The 16,271-nt window shown below is 52.1% G+C and carries 18 protein-coding genes; 12 read left to right on the top strand and 6 right to left on the bottom strand.

Going from position 1 to position 16,271, the window contains the following annotated elements; all coding sequences use genetic code 11:
- Window positions 1-179 precede the first annotated feature (179 nt).
- The 5 genes from AAB391_00690 to AAB391_00670 all read left to right on the top strand — a co-directional run bounded on the left by AAB391_00690 (window position 180) and on the right by AAB391_00670 (window position 3,002).
- Complete coding sequence (locus AAB391_00690; protein ID MEK7644828.1) at window positions 180-428, top strand: DUF378 domain-containing protein; 249 nt, start codon at window positions 180-182, stop codon at window positions 426-428.
- Between the two features lie 82 nt (window positions 429-510).
- On the top strand, window positions 511-1,092 hold the full coding sequence (locus tag AAB391_00685; protein MEK7644827.1) for a hypothetical protein: 582 nt from the start codon (window positions 511-513) through the stop codon (window positions 1,090-1,092).
- A gap of 23 nt (window positions 1,093-1,115) precedes the next feature.
- A complete protein-coding gene (locus AAB391_00680) occupies window positions 1,116-2,123 on the top strand; it encodes a DUF2157 domain-containing protein (protein MEK7644826.1) in 1,008 nt (335 codons plus the stop codon).
- Window positions 2,124-2,164: 41 nt separating this feature from the next.
- Window positions 2,165-2,620: an EVE domain-containing protein gene (locus tag AAB391_00675; GenBank protein MEK7644825.1), complete on the top strand. Its 456-nt coding sequence runs from the start codon at window positions 2,165-2,167 to the stop codon at window positions 2,618-2,620.
- Window positions 2,621-2,729: 109 nt separating this feature from the next.
- Window positions 2,730-3,002, top strand: coding sequence for a 50S ribosomal protein L27 (locus AAB391_00670; protein ID MEK7644824.1), 273 nt, complete (start codon window positions 2,730-2,732; stop codon window positions 3,000-3,002).
- Window positions 3,003-3,173: 171 nt separating this feature from the next.
- On the opposite strand, the gene rplI is transcribed toward AAB391_00670, so the two are convergent.
- Both rplI and AAB391_00660 read right to left on the bottom strand, forming a co-directional pair.
- On the bottom strand, window positions 3,174-3,614 hold the full coding sequence (gene rplI / locus AAB391_00665; protein ID MEK7644823.1) for a 50S ribosomal protein L9: 441 nt from the start codon (window positions 3,612-3,614) through the stop codon (window positions 3,174-3,176).
- Window positions 3,615-3,654: 40 nt separating this feature from the next.
- Complete coding sequence (locus AAB391_00660) at window positions 3,655-4,920, bottom strand: S41 family peptidase (GenBank protein ID MEK7644822.1); 1,266 nt, start codon at window positions 4,918-4,920, stop codon at window positions 3,655-3,657.
- A 66-nt stretch (window positions 4,921-4,986) separates the two neighbouring features.
- On the opposite strand from AAB391_00660, the gene AAB391_00655 reads away from it, so the two are divergent.
- Complete coding sequence (locus AAB391_00655) at window positions 4,987-5,916, top strand: CorA family divalent cation transporter (protein ID MEK7644821.1); 930 nt, start codon at window positions 4,987-4,989, stop codon at window positions 5,914-5,916.
- 23 nt (window positions 5,917-5,939) lie between these two features.
- Complete coding sequence (gene cysS, locus AAB391_00650) at window positions 5,940-7,388, top strand: cysteine--tRNA ligase (GenBank protein ID MEK7644820.1); 1,449 nt, start codon at window positions 5,940-5,942, stop codon at window positions 7,386-7,388.
- Window positions 7,389-7,567: 179 nt separating this feature from the next.
- On the opposite strand, the gene AAB391_00645 is transcribed toward cysS, so the two are convergent.
- Window positions 7,568-8,326, bottom strand: a complete 759-nt coding sequence (locus AAB391_00645; GenBank protein MEK7644819.1) for an NYN domain-containing protein — start codon at window positions 8,324-8,326, stop codon at window positions 7,568-7,570.
- Window positions 8,327-8,471: 145 nt separating this feature from the next.
- Between AAB391_00645 and AAB391_00640 the strand changes: the two genes are divergently transcribed.
- Both AAB391_00640 and AAB391_00635 read left to right on the top strand, forming a co-directional pair.
- Complete coding sequence (locus tag AAB391_00640; GenBank protein MEK7644818.1) at window positions 8,472-11,171, top strand: replicative DNA helicase; 2,700 nt, start codon at window positions 8,472-8,474, stop codon at window positions 11,169-11,171.
- A gap of 60 nt (window positions 11,172-11,231) precedes the next feature.
- Window positions 11,232-11,915, top strand: coding sequence for a toprim domain-containing protein (locus AAB391_00635; GenBank protein MEK7644817.1), 684 nt, complete (start codon window positions 11,232-11,234; stop codon window positions 11,913-11,915).
- 27 nt (window positions 11,916-11,942) lie between these two features.
- Here the strand turns inward: AAB391_00635 and AAB391_00630 are convergent, their stop codons facing one another.
- Entirely contained in the window at window positions 11,943-12,476 is a 534-nt protein-coding gene (locus AAB391_00630) for an ORF6N domain-containing protein (protein ID MEK7644816.1), read from the bottom strand.
- A gap of 202 nt (window positions 12,477-12,678) precedes the next feature.
- Here AAB391_00630 and AAB391_00625 point away from each other — a divergent pair, with 202 nt between their 5' ends.
- Window positions 12,679-13,353 (top strand): formyltransferase family protein, encoded by a 675-nt coding sequence (locus AAB391_00625; protein ID MEK7644815.1) that lies wholly within the window; start codon window positions 12,679-12,681, stop codon window positions 13,351-13,353.
- A 211-nt stretch (window positions 13,354-13,564) separates the two neighbouring features.
- On the opposite strand, the gene rplU is transcribed toward AAB391_00625, so the two are convergent.
- Together rplU and AAB391_00615 are read right to left on the bottom strand one after the other, a co-directional pair.
- Entirely contained in the window at window positions 13,565-13,882 is a 318-nt protein-coding gene (rplU, locus tag AAB391_00620) for a 50S ribosomal protein L21 (GenBank protein MEK7644814.1), read from the bottom strand.
- Between the two features lie 276 nt (window positions 13,883-14,158).
- The gene (locus tag AAB391_00615; protein MEK7644813.1) at window positions 14,159-15,295 is read right to left on the bottom strand and encodes a DNA recombination protein RmuC; all 1,137 of its coding nucleotides are present in this window, start codon (window positions 15,293-15,295) and stop codon (window positions 14,159-14,161) included.
- A gap of 59 nt (window positions 15,296-15,354) precedes the next feature.
- Between AAB391_00615 and AAB391_00610 the strand changes: the two genes are divergently transcribed.
- Together AAB391_00610 and AAB391_00605 are read left to right on the top strand one after the other, a co-directional pair.
- Window positions 15,355-15,807, top strand: coding sequence for a GatB/YqeY domain-containing protein (locus AAB391_00610; protein ID MEK7644812.1), 453 nt, complete (start codon window positions 15,355-15,357; stop codon window positions 15,805-15,807).
- Window positions 15,808-15,836: 29 nt separating this feature from the next.
- Window positions 15,837-16,181, top strand: a complete 345-nt coding sequence (locus AAB391_00605) for a hypothetical protein (GenBank protein ID MEK7644811.1) — start codon at window positions 15,837-15,839, stop codon at window positions 16,179-16,181.
- The last annotated feature ends 90 nt before the right edge of the window (window positions 16,182-16,271 follow it).

The following is a 16,271-nucleotide window of genomic DNA, read 5'->3' as shown; positions in this document are numbered from 1 at the left end:
GTCTGATTTCAGCCTTGTTTTGAGCCATAATTGAGTGCTTTTTCGATCTGGGCACCTTTTTCGCCCTACCGTTCCGTTTTCCCCAGTTTTGCCTTGCCAAAAAACCGCCGCACCAGCAAAAATGCTATACTTTGCCTAGGAAAAGGTCGTATTTTATTCACTTTTTATCATACAAACATATGAATTCAGGATGTTCAGTAACCAAGGTAGCCTATGTGCTCGTGATCATCGGTGCCCTCAACTGGGGTCTCGTCGGTCTCGGTATGCTTTTTGGCTCAAGCGGAGACGCTTGGAACGTAGTGAAGATGCTCTTGGGCAAGTGGGAAACCGTAGAAGCGATCGTCTACGTACTTGTTGGCGTCGCAGCAGTCGTCAAGCTCGTAAAGTGCAAGTGCTCAACTTGCAAGGCAGACGCTCCAGCAGCGTAAGCCGCTTGGCAGCAATCGACAAAGGCGCCCAAAAGGGCGTTTTTGTTTTGCCGTGGCCGCCCTTTAGGCGTATACTGTGTCAATGAACAACCAAACCAAGATCGTCATCGCGGGTGCCCTCCCGGTACTCATCCTTTTATTCATCATCGGTTCAGTGCTTCTCCCTCGCCTCTTTTTTACTCCTAAGTACGACTTCATCTACACTATCGAATCCGGCTGCAACTATTACTGCAATGGTTGGGTTCCCTATTCTTTGGCCGATGCTTCACCCAACACCTTTGGCGTCCTGAAGAAAAATCCCCTCCCTACCCCTCCGGTAGATGTAAAAACGGCCGATCCACACTACCCGAAGCTCTACCTCTACCAAGCAGCGTCCGACACCTTTAGCGAGATCAGTTTTGAGCGGGCAAACTCTCTTGGCAAGCTCACCGGCGACGGTTCAGCTCCAGATGGCACGAGCGTCTCGAACAACTACGGCGGCCACGGCGGCCTCTTCGGCGAACTCTTCGGCGGTGGCTATCGCTACAACTACAACAGTCTGTACTTGAAGAATGGCACGTGGAACAAAGAGATCACTATCCGCAATTCAGCTTCACCAAACACCTACTACGATTACGCCAATGGGTTCCGATTGATCAGCTGGGTAGAATACCTCAGATTATAATTTTTTATTATACGTACACTTTTATGGACAAACAATCGCTTCTAGACCTCATTTCTCGACAAATCGCGGCGGGTACCGTATCAGCAAGCGAAATCCAGGCCGTGCTCCAGGCGCAAACGGGTAATGCGACTGACTTATCGGCATCGAGCGGCCACCGCATCACTGCCACCTCGATCCTCTACGGCATTGGGGCTCTGGTGCTCATCGCCGGCATTGGCTCATTTGTCTTCCGATTCTGGGACGATCTCAACGGTGCGGTTCGTATCGCAATCACTCTTGGCCTAGCAGCTGCAGCCTACATCGCAGGCGCGTTGCTCCGCGGCGATGCTGACCACGGGAAGATTAGCCGTATCCTCTTCTTTGTAAGTGGTATTTTGGCGCCGATCGGCATGTTTGTATCGCTTGATACGGCCGGGATCGACTACGCCACCTTCGGCTGGTCGACCACCATCTGCCTACTACTCACCGCCATCTACGGCGCTTCCCTCTTCATTTTCCGTGGGGTAGAATTTGCCTTCTTCACACTCGTCTTCGCAACCTGCACTATCTACGCGGCAGTGGGCTACTTTTTGGACATCTCTGGTAGTGCCAACCTATTCGAAGATACCTACGAATACGTCACCATCGCTCTCGGTACAGCGTACCTGTTAATCCAATCGACACTGAGCGGCCGACGCGGCACCGAAACTGTTGAAGCGCGCGACGAGCGAGCCTTCGACCGCTTCCTCACCTTCTTCGGCGCCGCTGGCATTCTAGGTGCACTAATTGCGTTGAGCGGCTGGAGTCCAGAACAGAGCTTCCTTTGGGAGTTCGTGAGCGTGCTCGCGGTCCTCGGCGGCCTCTATTTGGCAAGCCGAAGTGGCAACCGCACCCTGCTCAAAACCAGCGCGCTTTTTGTCTTCATCCTCATCATCCGATTTACCAGTGAATACTTTGTCGATAGTCTTGGCTGGCCAATCGCCCTCATCTTTGCCGGCATCGCGCTGCTCGCAGCGGGATATGGCTTGGTGGCATTGGGAAAAAGAAAATAGCTCGTAGCCAACAGCAAAGCCCCTGCCTCAGACACGCCACAATGCAATACTGGTTAATCAAAAGCGAGCCGACATGCTACTCGATCGAGGACTTGCGGCGCGACAAAAAGACGGGTTGGAGCGGCATTCGCAACTATCAGGCACGTAACTTCATGCGCGACAGCATGCAAGTGGACGACCTCGTGATCTTCTATCACTCAAGTACCAATCCCCCATCAGCGGTGGGTGTAGCGCATGTGGCGAGCACTCCATATGCCGACTCAACAGCCCTTGACCCAAAAGACGATCACTACGACCCGAAGGCGAGCGCCGAAAGTCCGATCTGGATGCAGGTGGATATGGCCTTTGTTGAGAAATTCGCCCAGCCGGTGCCGATTGGCGCGATCAAGGCCAATCCCAAGCTCAAAGGCATTCCTTTGACCCAGGTGGGCAGTCGGCTCTCTATGCAGCCGCTTTTGGCGAAGCATTTCGAGGAGATCTGCCGGATGGGGCGATAAAACGGCCGAAAAGTGCTCGTAATTCGCCCTTCCCCACCCCATTCCTTGCCTTTTTCGGCTTCTTTCGGTATACTCACAATCTAAATTACATAACAAATTATAAGCTACTATGGCAACCAAAAAGGCCGCGGGATCGGCCAAAAACCTCAGAGATTCGAACCCAAAATACCTCGGTATTAAGCTTTTTGCTGGTGAAAAGGCTTCAGTGGGCTCGATCATCGTACGACAGCGCGGCACCCGCATCCTCGCGGGCAAGGGCACCGAAACTGGCAAGGACCACACTATTTTCGCAATCAAGGAAGGCAAGGTAGCTTTTTCAAGCAAGCGAAAGATCAACTTTGACGGCAGCAATGCGGTTAAAAAAGTCGTTAACGTAATTTAAGATAACGGAGCAGACACAAAAAACAGCCTCTCAAAATGAGGCTGTTTTTTGTTGCAACTGGCGGCGCGCTGTTTTTTTGTAGATGCGGATTTGTCATACAAAAGTATGAGGAAAGTATGACAAATCCGCACTATGCTTTTTTCTCCGCAGGATACCTCTAGCGAGGCAATCTTACGCCGCCACAATCACCAGCTTGCACTTCGCAGACTTGCCTCCTGCCACAATCTCGATGGTGTGTTCACCCACTTCCTTAATCGGCTTGTCGAGAGAGATGAATTCAGCGTCGATAGCGATACCCGCCTTGCGGATCTCTGCGGCGATCTCGGCCTTGTGAATCGATGAGAACAGGTGACCCTTTGGATTGGCTTTCGCAACAATCTGCAGTTGGAGAGCCTTCACGGCGTCGAGATTCTTCACAAGCTCAGCTTCTTCTTTCTTGCGCTTGTCGGCGATGACGGCCTTCTCCGCCTCGGAACGCTTCACCACTGCATCAGTCGCAACCGCCACCAAACCTTGAGGAATGAGGCTGTTGAGCGCGTGGCCGTCGGCCACATTCTTGATTTCGAACTTCTTGCCGAGTTTCGGCACATCTTTCAGGAGTACAACTTTCATACGGATGTTAGATTATTTTTATAAATACTTGAGACTTTCTCTATTTCTTCGCGGTCGGCGCACCAGCCTTGCCGAAGAGCACCTGCACCGCCTTGTCCATTTGAGGATCCCTTTGATTATTCACGTCCTCTTCGGTTAAGTCAACTACATAGTCTGGCGAGATGCCTTTCTCTGAAATCGACACGCCGTTCGGGGTATACCACTTCGCAATTGTCACCTTCAAATTGGTGTCGCTGGTGAGCTTGATCAATTCCTGTACCGATCCCTTGCCGAAAGTCTGCGTACCCACCAATTTTGCCACGCCATGCTCGCTGAGAGCGCCTGCCAAAATTTCTGAGGCTGAAGCCGAGCCGCCATTCACCAAAATCACCATTTTAATCGGTTTATCGGCAAACACATCATATCCAGAGCTGCGCAGCGTATCCTCCACCTGCTTCTCGCCATAGTTTTCACGCACGATCAATGTTCCTTTTGGCAAAAACCAGCTCGCCATGTCTGCTGCAGCATCGAGATAGCCGCCGGGGTTGCCACGCAAGTCGAGGATAAGCTTATTGAGACCGGAATCGACAAACTCCTGCAACGCTTCCCGAAATAGATTGGCCGACGGTGCGGAGAAGTTGTAGAGACGGATGACAAATATCCCATCGGCTCGCTTCTCGGTATCGATAGTCGGAATCTGGATGACTGCGCGGGTGATCTCCACCTCAAAAGGCAGCTTGCGACCCTGTCGGAATACGAGGAGCTTCGCCAGAGTGCCCACTTCGCCGCGGATCAAATGCACCGCATCTTCAGTGGACATCCCCGAAGTGATCTTACCGTTGATCTCGAGCACTTTATCCCCACTTCGCATCCCCGCCTTCTCCGCCGGAGATCCTTTGAGTGGTGTGATGACAGTGACAATGTTGTCTTTCAGACCAATCTCCATACCAACCCCACCAAAAACGCCGCTCACCTGACTGTCAAAGTCTTTCGCCTCTACTGGTGGCATAAAGACGGTGTATGGATCCTTAAAAGCGCTCGCGAGTCCCTCGATAGCACCCCAGACCTTCTCCTGAGGCAAAATTTCTTTTGAGGATACGTGTTTTTCGTTCAAAATCCGCCACGCCCGCCAAAATGTCTCGAAGTCTGCAGTATCCGAGATCTCATTTTCTCGATTGAGCAAGCCAGTGAGCTTGGACACTTCTGGTCGATTGGCATAGCCCGCCAATGTGCCGAGACCAAATACCGCCACCAGCACGAGGGCAATATAGATACCGAGCGCGACTCGACTTTTCGCGAAGGCTGCCACTGTTTTGTATGTTTTCATGTCGAGACATTATCGCAAATGCGCTACCCGTGGTCAACGAATAGAAGGCGCGGTATAATGTCCGAAATGATCAACACCTATACCTACAAAAAACTCACTTGGATCGACCTCGAGTCGCCCACTCGAGATGAAGTGAAGAAAGTGATGGAGGAATATCGGCTTGACCCACTTGTGGCACAAGAATTGCTCAGCCCGAACCTCAAGCCACGCATCGAGAAGTTTCCCGAATTCCTCTACCTTGTTCTCAACTTCCCCGCCATCACTCAACGGACCAAGAAAAGGGGGCTTACCAAGGGTCGCGTCCAGGAGATCGACTTTCTCATCGGGAAAGATGTCATCATCACTGCCCGATACGACACCATCGACCCGTTGCACCATTTTGCGAAGGTCTTTGAGGTCAATTCCGTGCTCGACAAGGGCGAAATGGGTGAACACGCTGGCTACATCTTCTTCTATATGATGGAGCGCATCTACAAATCCCTACGCGATGAGCTCGACGCGATGGACGACCAACTCATCCGCATTGAGGAAGATATTTTTGCCGAGCGTGAGAAGGAAATGGTATTCGAACTCTCCACCGTGAGCCGTTCGCTGCTTGATCTCAAAAAAACGCTCGGCCACCACCGCAGCATCCTCACCACATATGGCGCGATGAGCGAGGCTTTTTTCGGCCAAGGATACGAGTCCCATGTCCGTCGCCTTATCGACGAGTACGGCAAGATCGAAGAAGTCATTCGCGGCCAATTCGAGCTGCTCGAAGAGCTCCGCTCGACCAACGACTCCCTCTTGAGTACCAAACAGAACGAGGTGATGAAATTCTTCACCGTCATCACGTCGATCATCTTCTCCGTCGATCTCATCATCGCTGTCCTCACGCTGGACCTCGCCTCCAACCCCTTCCTCGCCGCGGCTGGCAACTATGCGATCACTTTGACTGTTATCATCGCCTGCTCGCTTGGCCTCCTCGGCTTCTTTAAATACAAGAGGTGGCTGTAAGAGCTGCACAAACCAGCAAAACCATGTCCGAAATTCGCCTGTACAATACACTCACCAAACAGAAAGAGGTCTTCACACCGTCGCGCAAAGGTGTACTCGGCTTTTTGGGCATCCCCAACAAGACCGTCACCATGTACAACTGCGGGCCAACCGTGTACCAATCGCTCCACATCGGCAATTACCGCGCGTACGTTTTTGCCGATATTTTGAAACGTACCCTTGAGCATGGTGGGTATCGCGTACAACAAGTGATCAACATCACCGATGTCGGCCACCTTGTCGGCGACGGCGACGAAGGCGAAGACAAGATGCAGGTAACAGCACAGAAGCAGCAGCGCTCGTCGAAGGAGATTTCGGAGGACTACACGAAGGAATTTTTTGGCGGACTTGCGGCGCTAAATATTGAATTTGCATCGGGACAATCTCCGGCCACCGAGTTTCCTCGCGCCACCAGCTATATTCCCGAACAGATCGCTCTCATCGAGCAGCTCGAGCGCACAGGCTTCACTTACAAAATCTCCGACGGCATCTATTTTGATACCTCAAAGTTTCCGCAGTATGGCAAGCTTGGGAATATCGACATCGCCGGCCTCTCCGAAGGTCATCGTATCGCCGTCAACAGTGAAAAGCGACATTCGACCGACTTTGCGTTGTGGAAGTTTTCTAATACGAAGCGCGACCAGGAATGGCCATCGCCGTGGGGCGTCGGTTTTCCAGGCTGGCATATCGAATGTTCGGCGATGGCCATGAAGCTACTGGGCACGACCATCGACATTCACACCGGCGGCATCGACCACATCCCGACCCATCACAACAATGAGATCGCGCAATCCGAAGCCTCGACAGGTAAAGCCTTTGTCCGATTTTGGCTGCACGGCGCACATCTACTCATTGACGGACAAAAAATTTCGAAGTCGCTCGGCAACACTATCTATCTAAAAGACCTCGCTGCCCACGGCGTGACCCCGCTTGGCTTTCGCTACTGGCTCCTCACCGCCTCCTATCGCACGCAAATGAATTTCACCTGGGAGGCCGTGAAGGGTGCGCAGACGGCGTATGAGCGGCTGCTCGAGCAAGTGCGCGGGCTTCCGAAAGGATCCGTTTCTGACAAAACGCACGCTAGATACAGAAAAGTTCTTGACTCAGCGATTAATGACGACCTCAATACTTCGAAGGTCCTGGCAACCATCTGGGACATGCTGAAAGATGGTTCAGTGAGTAGCGAGGAGAAAATGAGTACACTCATGGAGTTCGACAAAGTGCTCGGTCTGAAACAAAATACTTCAGTCGGCGTGCTTTCGTATGTTTTTGCCCCAGAAATTGTCGCCCTCAAAGATGCCCGTGACCTCGCTCGACAAAATAGAGACTTCAAAAAGTCCGACGAACTACGCGCAGCAATTAAAGAAAAAGGATACGATATCGTGGATACAGCAAAAGGCAGTACTTTGGTGAAAAATAGTCTGTTACCATAGAGCATTACGACGAAAAGGGTTCCAAACGGCTAATTACCTATGGAGCCCCTTTCATTACTGCTGTGGATAACTTTGACTTTAGGTCTGTTTTTTGCTACATTATCCTTGATCGAAAGATCAATAAATCTATCGCTTAGGGGCTCCGCAAGGAGTCCCTTTGGCTTTTTACACTACTACCTCTATCGATCGATTTTATCCTTGATACTGTGCGGTATTTCCTTTGGCCAACAAATGAATTCTTTAATTTTTTTGATATCAAAAATAGGGACCCTTATCTCATTCAGCTCATAAGAAACGGCTCTCGACGTAGCGAACAGGAACACTTTCTTATTGTCTTTCACCAACTGATTGATTGGATCGACAAAATCGCCATCGCCGCTCCACAAAATGAATGTGCTCAGATCAGCCCCGTCAAAGTCTTGGAGCATGTCTCTGCCAATCTCTACATCAAAATTACATTTCATATCCTCGATGAACGTAACTCCCTGCTTATTAAATTCAGCCAGCTTCTCATTGAGTAATTCAATCGTTTCCAGACTCAGCTTGGACAACAGACATTTTTTAATAAAATTCTCTAGCAAAGCCGGCGAATTTGGGGCGATACTGGAAGTATTAATGGACATTTTCATCACCTTCACCGGTTTTGTCTTTACTTGGTATCCGAGGTTCTCTGCATCCACAATCGCCTGTTCCGACTTTTCGTTACCTAGAAGCGTACCTGTATAAAAACGGATGATTTTCACATGGGAAAATGAATCGAGTAGCTGTTTCAGCCTACCGAGGTGAATATGAAATCCTAACCTTTCTTGCCAATGGATCACGTTCGCCCAATCAATATAGACGTTGGCACTATCGGCAAAAATGACCTCCAGTTCCCTCACGACATCTGGAAATAGCCTCGCAAGCTCGGCTATTCTCTTGGTTTTTGGAATAAACACGATATGACAATTTTACCATAATCGTGGGTGGCACTAGCAAAAAAGTGACGGACGAGACCCTATCCCCACCCTCTCCACACCTTATTCCCTTTTCGCCCGCGCGAAGGCATTGCCCGCGGGCAGGCGCAAAAGGTAGAATAGCCGAATGGCCACCAATCTGCGAATTCCACCCCAAAACCTCGACGCTGAAAAAGCGTTGCTCGGTTCGATCATGCTGCGCTCGGACGCGATCAACGAGATCAACGACTCGATCAACGACCGAGTTTTCTATTCCGAAAAGCATCGCATCATCTTCCGCTCGATGATGGAGCTCTTCACCAAGAGTACGCCGATCGACATGCTCACCCTCACCACCCGCCTCCGCGAGAACAACCAGCTCGACCAGATCGGCGGCGCCAGCTACATCGCCGAGCTTGCGAACGCCGTCCCCTCTTCGGCTAACATCGTCCACTATGGCACGACGGTGAAGAACAAATTCATGATGCGCCAACTCATCGACGCGTCGGAATTCATCTCCGGCCTCGGATACGACGAATCGGCAGAAATAAATGAACTCCTCGACAAAGCCGAGAAGCGCGTCTTCGAGGTGACCAGCTTCGACAATGGCCACAAGGTGGTGGAAATCAAAGACACGCTCAACGAAGCCTGGGAGCGTTTCGACAAACTCTCGCAAAACAAAGGCGAACTCCGCGGTGTACCGACCGGCTTTCGAGAGCTCGACAACAAGCTCTCCGGCTTTCAGGAATCCGACCTCATCATCCTCGCGGCACGACCTTCGATGGGTAAGACATCGCTCGCGCTCGACTTTGCTCGCAAAACCGCGATCAATCACAACACACCCGTCGCCATCTTCTCTTTGGAAATGTCAGCACAGTCACTGGTGGACCGCATGCTTTCTGCTGAATCCCAGATCGACTCTTGGAGTTTGCGCAACGGCAAGGTCGCCGCGGAGGAAGATTTCGTGAAGCTCCGCGGCGCCATGGACCGCCTCTCACGCGCGCCAATCTTTATCGACGACCAAGCCGGCAACAACATCCTCAAGATGCGCTCTGTCGCCCGCCGACTCAAAAAAGACAAGGGACTCGGTCTCATCATCGTCGACTACCTCCAGCTCATGACCCCCACCCAGACCAAGGGCAGCGACAACCTCGTACAACAGACCACCGAAATTTCACGTTCTCTCAAGCAGCTCGCCAAGGAGCTCAAGGTGCCCGTGATCGCCCTCTCCCAACTCTCCCGAGCCGTGGAGCAGCGCGGTGGGGAGCCTCGCCTCTCCGACCTGCGAGATTCTGGTTGCCTAGCTGGCGACACCCTCATCACCCGCGCCGACACTGGCGAACGCGTGACCATAAAGTCATTGGTCGGCCAGACAAACATTCCCGTCTTTTCATTGAACAAGGAAAACAAAGTACAGATCAAACACGCCACCAAGGTATTCTCGAGCGGCGTGAAAAAGCTGTTTGAACTGAAGACGCGCTCTGGCCGCACGATCAAAGCCTCCGGCAACCATCCATTCATGACCGTGGCTGGCTGGCACCGCCTCGACGAACTTGGCCTCCACACCCACATCGCCACTCCGAGGCAGCTCGACACCGTCACCGGCATGGCGCCTGTCCACGGCCTCATTTTGAGCCAGCACGAGCTTATTCTCCTCGCCCACCTGCTTGGCGACGGCTGCGTATTGCCTCGCCAGCCCATCCATTACACTAGCGCCGACCCGGCGAACCTCGCGGTCGTAGCTGAAGCTGCAAAAGCCCTGTTTGGCATCACCCCGCGGCAAGTGGCACAGGAAAATTGGTGGCACCTGTACTTGCCATCCCCATATCATCTTGGTCATCACAAAAAGCATCCGATCACTCTCTGGTATCAAAAGCTCGGTATCGCATCGGAGCGTTCGTACAAGAAAGTCATTCCGAATGCACTCTTCCAATCCTCGCAGATCGACATCGCCTTCTTTTTGAAGCACCTCTGGGCGACCGATGGCAATATTTCGTTCATTCACCCTTCGCACGCCGCGCCGTTCTCCGGCCGAAAAACAGCCGGTGCCATCTACTACGCCTCCACCAGCAAGACCCTCGCCGAACAGGTGCAGCACCTTTTGCTTCGCCTCGGCATTTTGAGCACGCTCCGCGAGGTCGCCCAGCACAAGGCCGGCAAAACCTATCGACCGAATTATCACGTCTCCATCCAGGGCAGCATTATGCAGATCCACTTCCTCGAGATCGTTGGTTGCTACGGCAAGCGCGGCGAGATTATTTCGGAGATGCTGGTAGCCTTGCGACAGATCGAAGCGAATCCGAACGTGGATATCATCCCGAAGGATATCTGGCATTCATACATTAAGCAGGCCAAGCTCGAAGCCGACATCAGCTGGCGTGGCGTGTCGGAAAAAATGGAGGTCTCGTACAATGGCACCGCCCTCTTCAAGGCCGGCCTTTCTCGCGCACGTCTGATGAAGATCGCCGACATTCTCACCAGCCAATCTCTCGCCTCGCTCGCCCAGTCGGACATCTTCTGGGACGAAGTGGTCTCCGTGACCCCGCTCGGCGAAGAAGAAGTCTTCGACGCCACCGTACCCGGCACGCACAATTTCATCGCCAATGACATGATCGTGCACAACAGTATCGAGCAGGATGCGGACATCGTGCTCTTCATCCACCGTGAGGACAAATACAACAAGGAGTCTGGCCGCCCAAACATCGCGAAGATCATGATCGAGAAGCACCGCAACGGTCCGACCGGTGTGGTGGAGCTGTATTTTGACGAAAAGAAGACCACCTTCCAAAGCATCGAGAAGTCCGACTTCGGAGACTTTGGCGGCGCCATCGGTGGCGGAGAGTTTTAGGGTATAATCGAGCGATAAGCGGCGCGGCGGGAGTCGCCTGAGCGCCGCGGACGATTTCAAATGGACACCATCAGCAAACTCATCGAGCAGTTCCGACAGTTTCCCGGCATCGGCCCGCGCCAAGCGAAGCGTTTTGTGTATTTTCTGCTGGGCCAGAGCGAAGCATATCGCTCGCAGCTCGCCGCGCTCGTACTTGAACTCAAAAAACAAATCCGCGTCTGTTCATCCTGCCAACGCTTCTTCCCTCTCAGCGCCAAAACCTCCGACCTCTGCGTGATCTGTGCCGACCCGCGTCGCTCCGAAGAAACCTTGCTCGTGGTCTGCCGCGACGTGGATTTTGAAAACATCGAAAAGAGCCACACGTACGACGGCAAATACTTCATTCTCGGCGGTTCGGTTCCGATTTTGGAGAAAAATCCTGAACAACGCGTGCGCTCTCGTGAGCTCGCCAGCCTCGTCGAAAAGATGGCCAACAAGCCGAAATACGACCCGCTCGACCCCGACAATTCGTCCACCATGCCCGAAGCCTCAAAAAGCCTCAAGGAGGTGATTTTGGCCTTCAACCTCACACCTGAGGGCGAACACACCCAGCACTATATACAGGGCATTTTGGGGCCTTTGGTGGCCAAATATGGCCTCACCGTGAGCACCCTTGGCCGCGGCCTCTCCACCGGCCTCGAACTCGAATATTCCGACAGCGAAACCGTGAAAAATGCCCTTCGCGGGAGGCAGAGGAGCGAGTAGTACAACTTGAAGTCGCAAATTGCGACCTCAAGTTTTGTGGCCATCCTCAGGTGCAAATCCAATTTTCTTTTTCGGCCCCTCTGGCGGATCCATCAACCGCTTCACCACCGAATATACTGCCGAAAGCTGGTCGCCGTGTTCTTTCTGCTTTCTCTCAATCTCGGCAATCTTCAGCGCTAGATCGGCATGCGTCGCCAACATTTCGCGCATTTTGATGAAGGCTCGGACGATGAAGATACTCATTTGTGCTGCTCGTTGGCTTCTTAGTACAGAAGCGAGCATAGCAACACCGTGTTCGGTGAAGACGTATGGCAAATAACGGCTTCCGCCATGGCCCAAACTTGAGATCACAATTTGTGATCTCAAGTTTGCAAATTCTTCACGGGTGAGCTGGAAGGTAAAATCTTCCGGAAAACGAACGAGATTTCTCTTCACCGACTGCACCAAAATTCGGGTCTCCACACTGTACAATTTTGCCAAATCAAAATCCACCATCACTCGCTGGCCACGGATAATATAGATTTTGTGCTCTACCACGTTTTGGATTTCATCTTTTTCCACCCCTTAATTCTACCGACCCGCAAAATCCGTTGCAATGCGAAAAAGATAAAGAAAGAATAAAGGAAATTTTATCTCCACCCTGAAGTTGTTTCGGAGAGCGAAGTCAAAATGTTGACAATTAATTTTATACTCAGTAATGTAAGCTTGGTCTAGACAAAGATTTCTCTGGTAGTGATTGAAAACTCAGTGGAAGGAATACCAAATGAACAAACCGAACATCCTCGTCTTTGCAACAGGCAACCCAGAAAATGGCGGTGGGTCGGGCTTCGAAAAGCTCGTCCTCGCCTCTCGAGTAGGAGTCCTTGATGCGAACATCCAAGCAGTGGTCTCGAATCACCCGGGCGGCGGAGTGCGGATGCGGGCCGACAAGCTAGGTGTCCCGTTCATCCACTTTCCAAAGCCCTGGAATGCCGAGGCATACCAGCGGATAGCCGACCAATCGGGTGCTGATCTTTTTGCACTCTCCGGCTGGCTCAAGCTCGTCACCGGTCTTGATCTGAAGACCCGCTTTAATCCGCGGACAGTCATCAATATCCATCCGGGGCCACTTCCTGCATTTGGCGGGCCTGGTCTTTACGGACATCACGTGCACGAAGCGGTGATCGCTGCCTTCAGGCAACGCAGCGTCACGCACTCTGCGGTCTCCATGCATTTCGTCACGAAAGAATACGACCGCGGCCCGGTCTTCTTTCGGGGCCTTGTGAAGATCAATGAAGACGATACCCCTGACACCCTCGCTACGCGGGTCAATCAGCAAGAGCATCTCCATCAACCGCGCATCACCAGCTTGGTGGCAAACGGACTAATCAAGTGGGATGGGGTCAATCCTACTTCGCTCGAGGTTCCCGCAGGATACTCGGCCAGGATTTGGGCCTGAGACCATTCAACACTTCACCAAGCCGCAGGATACGTCCTGCGGCTTTCTTTTTTGCAAAGAAAACCCCTGTGAGGACTAGCCTCACAGGGGTGGCAAATTCGAACCCGTCGCGCAGCCATGCGGACGGGTTTTCTTTTTGACATTATTCTCCACAAACAAAAAACGCCTTGCGGCGTTTTTTGTTTTCTTTTCGCGCATTCCGCGCGCTTCTTTACTTCACCGCCTCAATCTTCACGGTCACAAACGGCTGTCGGTGACCATTCTTCTTGAAATATCGGCTCTTCTGCTTGTAGTGGATGACGTCGATCTTCTTTGCTCGGCCTTCTGAGGCGAGAGTGCCGGTGACCTTGGCGCCAGCGATAAAAGGGGCACCCACGATGGTCTCCTTGCCGTTGTCGGTAAGCAACACCTTGTCGAAAGTGACCTTGTCGCCCACCTTTACGGCGTCGAGCTTCTCAATAGAAACAACGTCTCCGACAGAGACCTTGTACTGCTTGCCGCCCGTCTGGATTACTGCAAATTCGTTCATAGTCCCACTATTCTACATAAAAGCGAAATAAAGGCAAGTCCTGCAAGACGGCCAGTAAAAAGACCTCGCGCGCAACTCGGTGGGTTACAGAGTGCGTGCGAGGCTTGTTGCGGATTCCTACATTTCTATGGTTCCAGACCGCAATGTCTGTAGCGGCCCAGATCGGTTTTTTTGAAGCCTCTGAGGCATGTGGAAACGGAGCCTCTGTTCAAAAAGCACCTCCCTGCCGATCCTTTTGGAATCCTACTGACAACCGAAGAATCAGCTCGAACACCACTATACCTCATCCGAGTCCGGCTTGTCGAGCACCAACGCCTCGATACCCACAGACGCGCCTGTGATGCGCATCACATCTTTGTCGATTTTCTTAAATTCCTTGCCGGCATTGTTGAAATGGTTCACTACGGTAGTGAGAGAATTACCAAGCTTGCCGTGATACTCCTCATACGTCTTCAAATGCTTGCCGAGCTCCGAGACACGCTTCACGATGTCTTTGGCCTGCTCCTCGATCTGCATCGCCTTGAGGCCCTGTAGGACGGTCTGCAAGTACGCCAGGAAAGACGTCGGCGAGACAATAATCACCTTGTACTTCCCTGCCGCCCGCTGGATGAGATTTTCGTCGCCATCGGCACCGCCGGCACCACCACCAATCGTATTCACCAGCAGGTCATAGTAGATAGCCTCATGCGGGATGAACATGAAAGCAAAATCCATCGTACCCTCGTTTGGCCGAATGTATTTTGAGGTTTCCTGAATACGCAATTTCAGATCGTTCTCAAATAGCTTCTTCAAACGATCCTTCTCGGCAGCGTCGCGGCTCTCCACCATACGGTTGTAATTTTCAAGGGAAAACTTGGAGTCAATCGGGATCACTTTGTCTTTCACAAACACGGCCGCGTCTACTATCTCACCATTCGCAAAAGCATATTGCATCTGGTACTGGCCGGGCGGCAACACATTTTTGAGTAACGTCTCCAAATAATATTCACCGAGGATGCCGCGCTGCTTCGGATTTTTCAAAATATCCTGCAAGCCCTGAAGCTGGTCAGCAAAAGACACCACTTGGCGATTTCCCTCTTCCATTTTGGTAAGTCCTTCGGTCACTTCTTTGAGTAGTTTTTGCGACACATCAAATTGACCGCGAATGGTGTCGTTCATATGCCGCGCGCTTTCGTTCATCTTCGAATCCACCACTTTCGAAAATTCGCCCATTTGGCGGACATTGTCGCCGAGCTTGTTGTCCACCACTCGCGAGAGCTCGTTCATCTGCTGGAGAATGAGTTTCAGGCCCGTGTCTTCTTTTGGTTCCTCCGCTTCAGACTTCCCTTTCAACAATTTCCAGATCAAAAAACCGTTTCCCGCAAGAAGGAGTGCCCCGATGGCGACAAGGAGTGAGATGGTGGTCTGCGACATGCGAATAGTATACCAAATCTCGTGCCAAAATGGGGCCTTTGCGGTATACTAAATTCACTATGCTACTACACGAAACCATCCAGACGAAAATGAAGGAGGCGATGATCAAGAAAGACGCAGTCCGCCTCTCGGTACTTCGCGGACTACTGGCTTCATTCATGAACGAGCTCGTAGCGAAGAAAATCACTGGCCCGCACCTCTCCGATGACGATGCTCTCGCCCTCATCAAGCGTGCCGTGAAGCAGCGCAAGGACTCGATCGACCAATTCGGCAAGGGTGGCCGGCAGGACCTCGTGGATGCCGAGAAAGCCGAGCTCACCATCCTCGAAGCCTTCCTCCCTCAGATGATGAGCTACGAGGAAGTGTTGAAGATCGCTAAAGTCCGTCAAGCCGAGCTCGGCATGAAAGACAAAACCGCGGTCGGCAAATTCACCGGCATGCTGATGAAAGAATTCAAGGGCAAGGCCGATGGTATGGTGGTGAAGGAGGCCGTCGAGAGCTTGTTTAAGTAACCGGTAACCCCAAGACCAACAACACCCCCATGTCATTCGAACAGATTCCCCTTTTTGAAGAAAGCCGGCAACCGGGAAAGGCGGTGTTGATCGAGACGTCAGAAGAGAAAACAGCGCGTGAGTCCGCAGAGACAAAGGCGGCCTTCGCCCGTATACAAGAAGTCGTGAAGAATACGCCGTCATGGGAGGATTTGAAAAGGAACGCACCTATGGATGACGGCCGAAGTCGCCACACGCGAAAGCTTGGCGAAGGAGCCAATAAAATTAGTAATGATACCAGCGGAAGCTGGATGAGGGAGCATGAGGCGCGACAAGATGAGCGTGCTGAGCAATTCAGCTCAGAAGCCGATCGCCCCGATTTGGCGAGTAAGTAGGTTTTCTGCGCAGCTTTCCGGTGTGTTAGTTACGAAGCTCCAACAATGACAATGGGCTCCTGAGGTTATTTGAAAAGGCCTCTCGCAGCC

It is taken from the genome of Patescibacteria group bacterium (assembly GCA_038065315.1).
Taxonomy (GTDB): Bacteria; Patescibacteriota; Minisyncoccia; order Phycocordibacterales; family JBBTRF01; genus JBBTRF01.
This window is presented reverse-complemented; position numbering and strand designations above follow the sequence as displayed.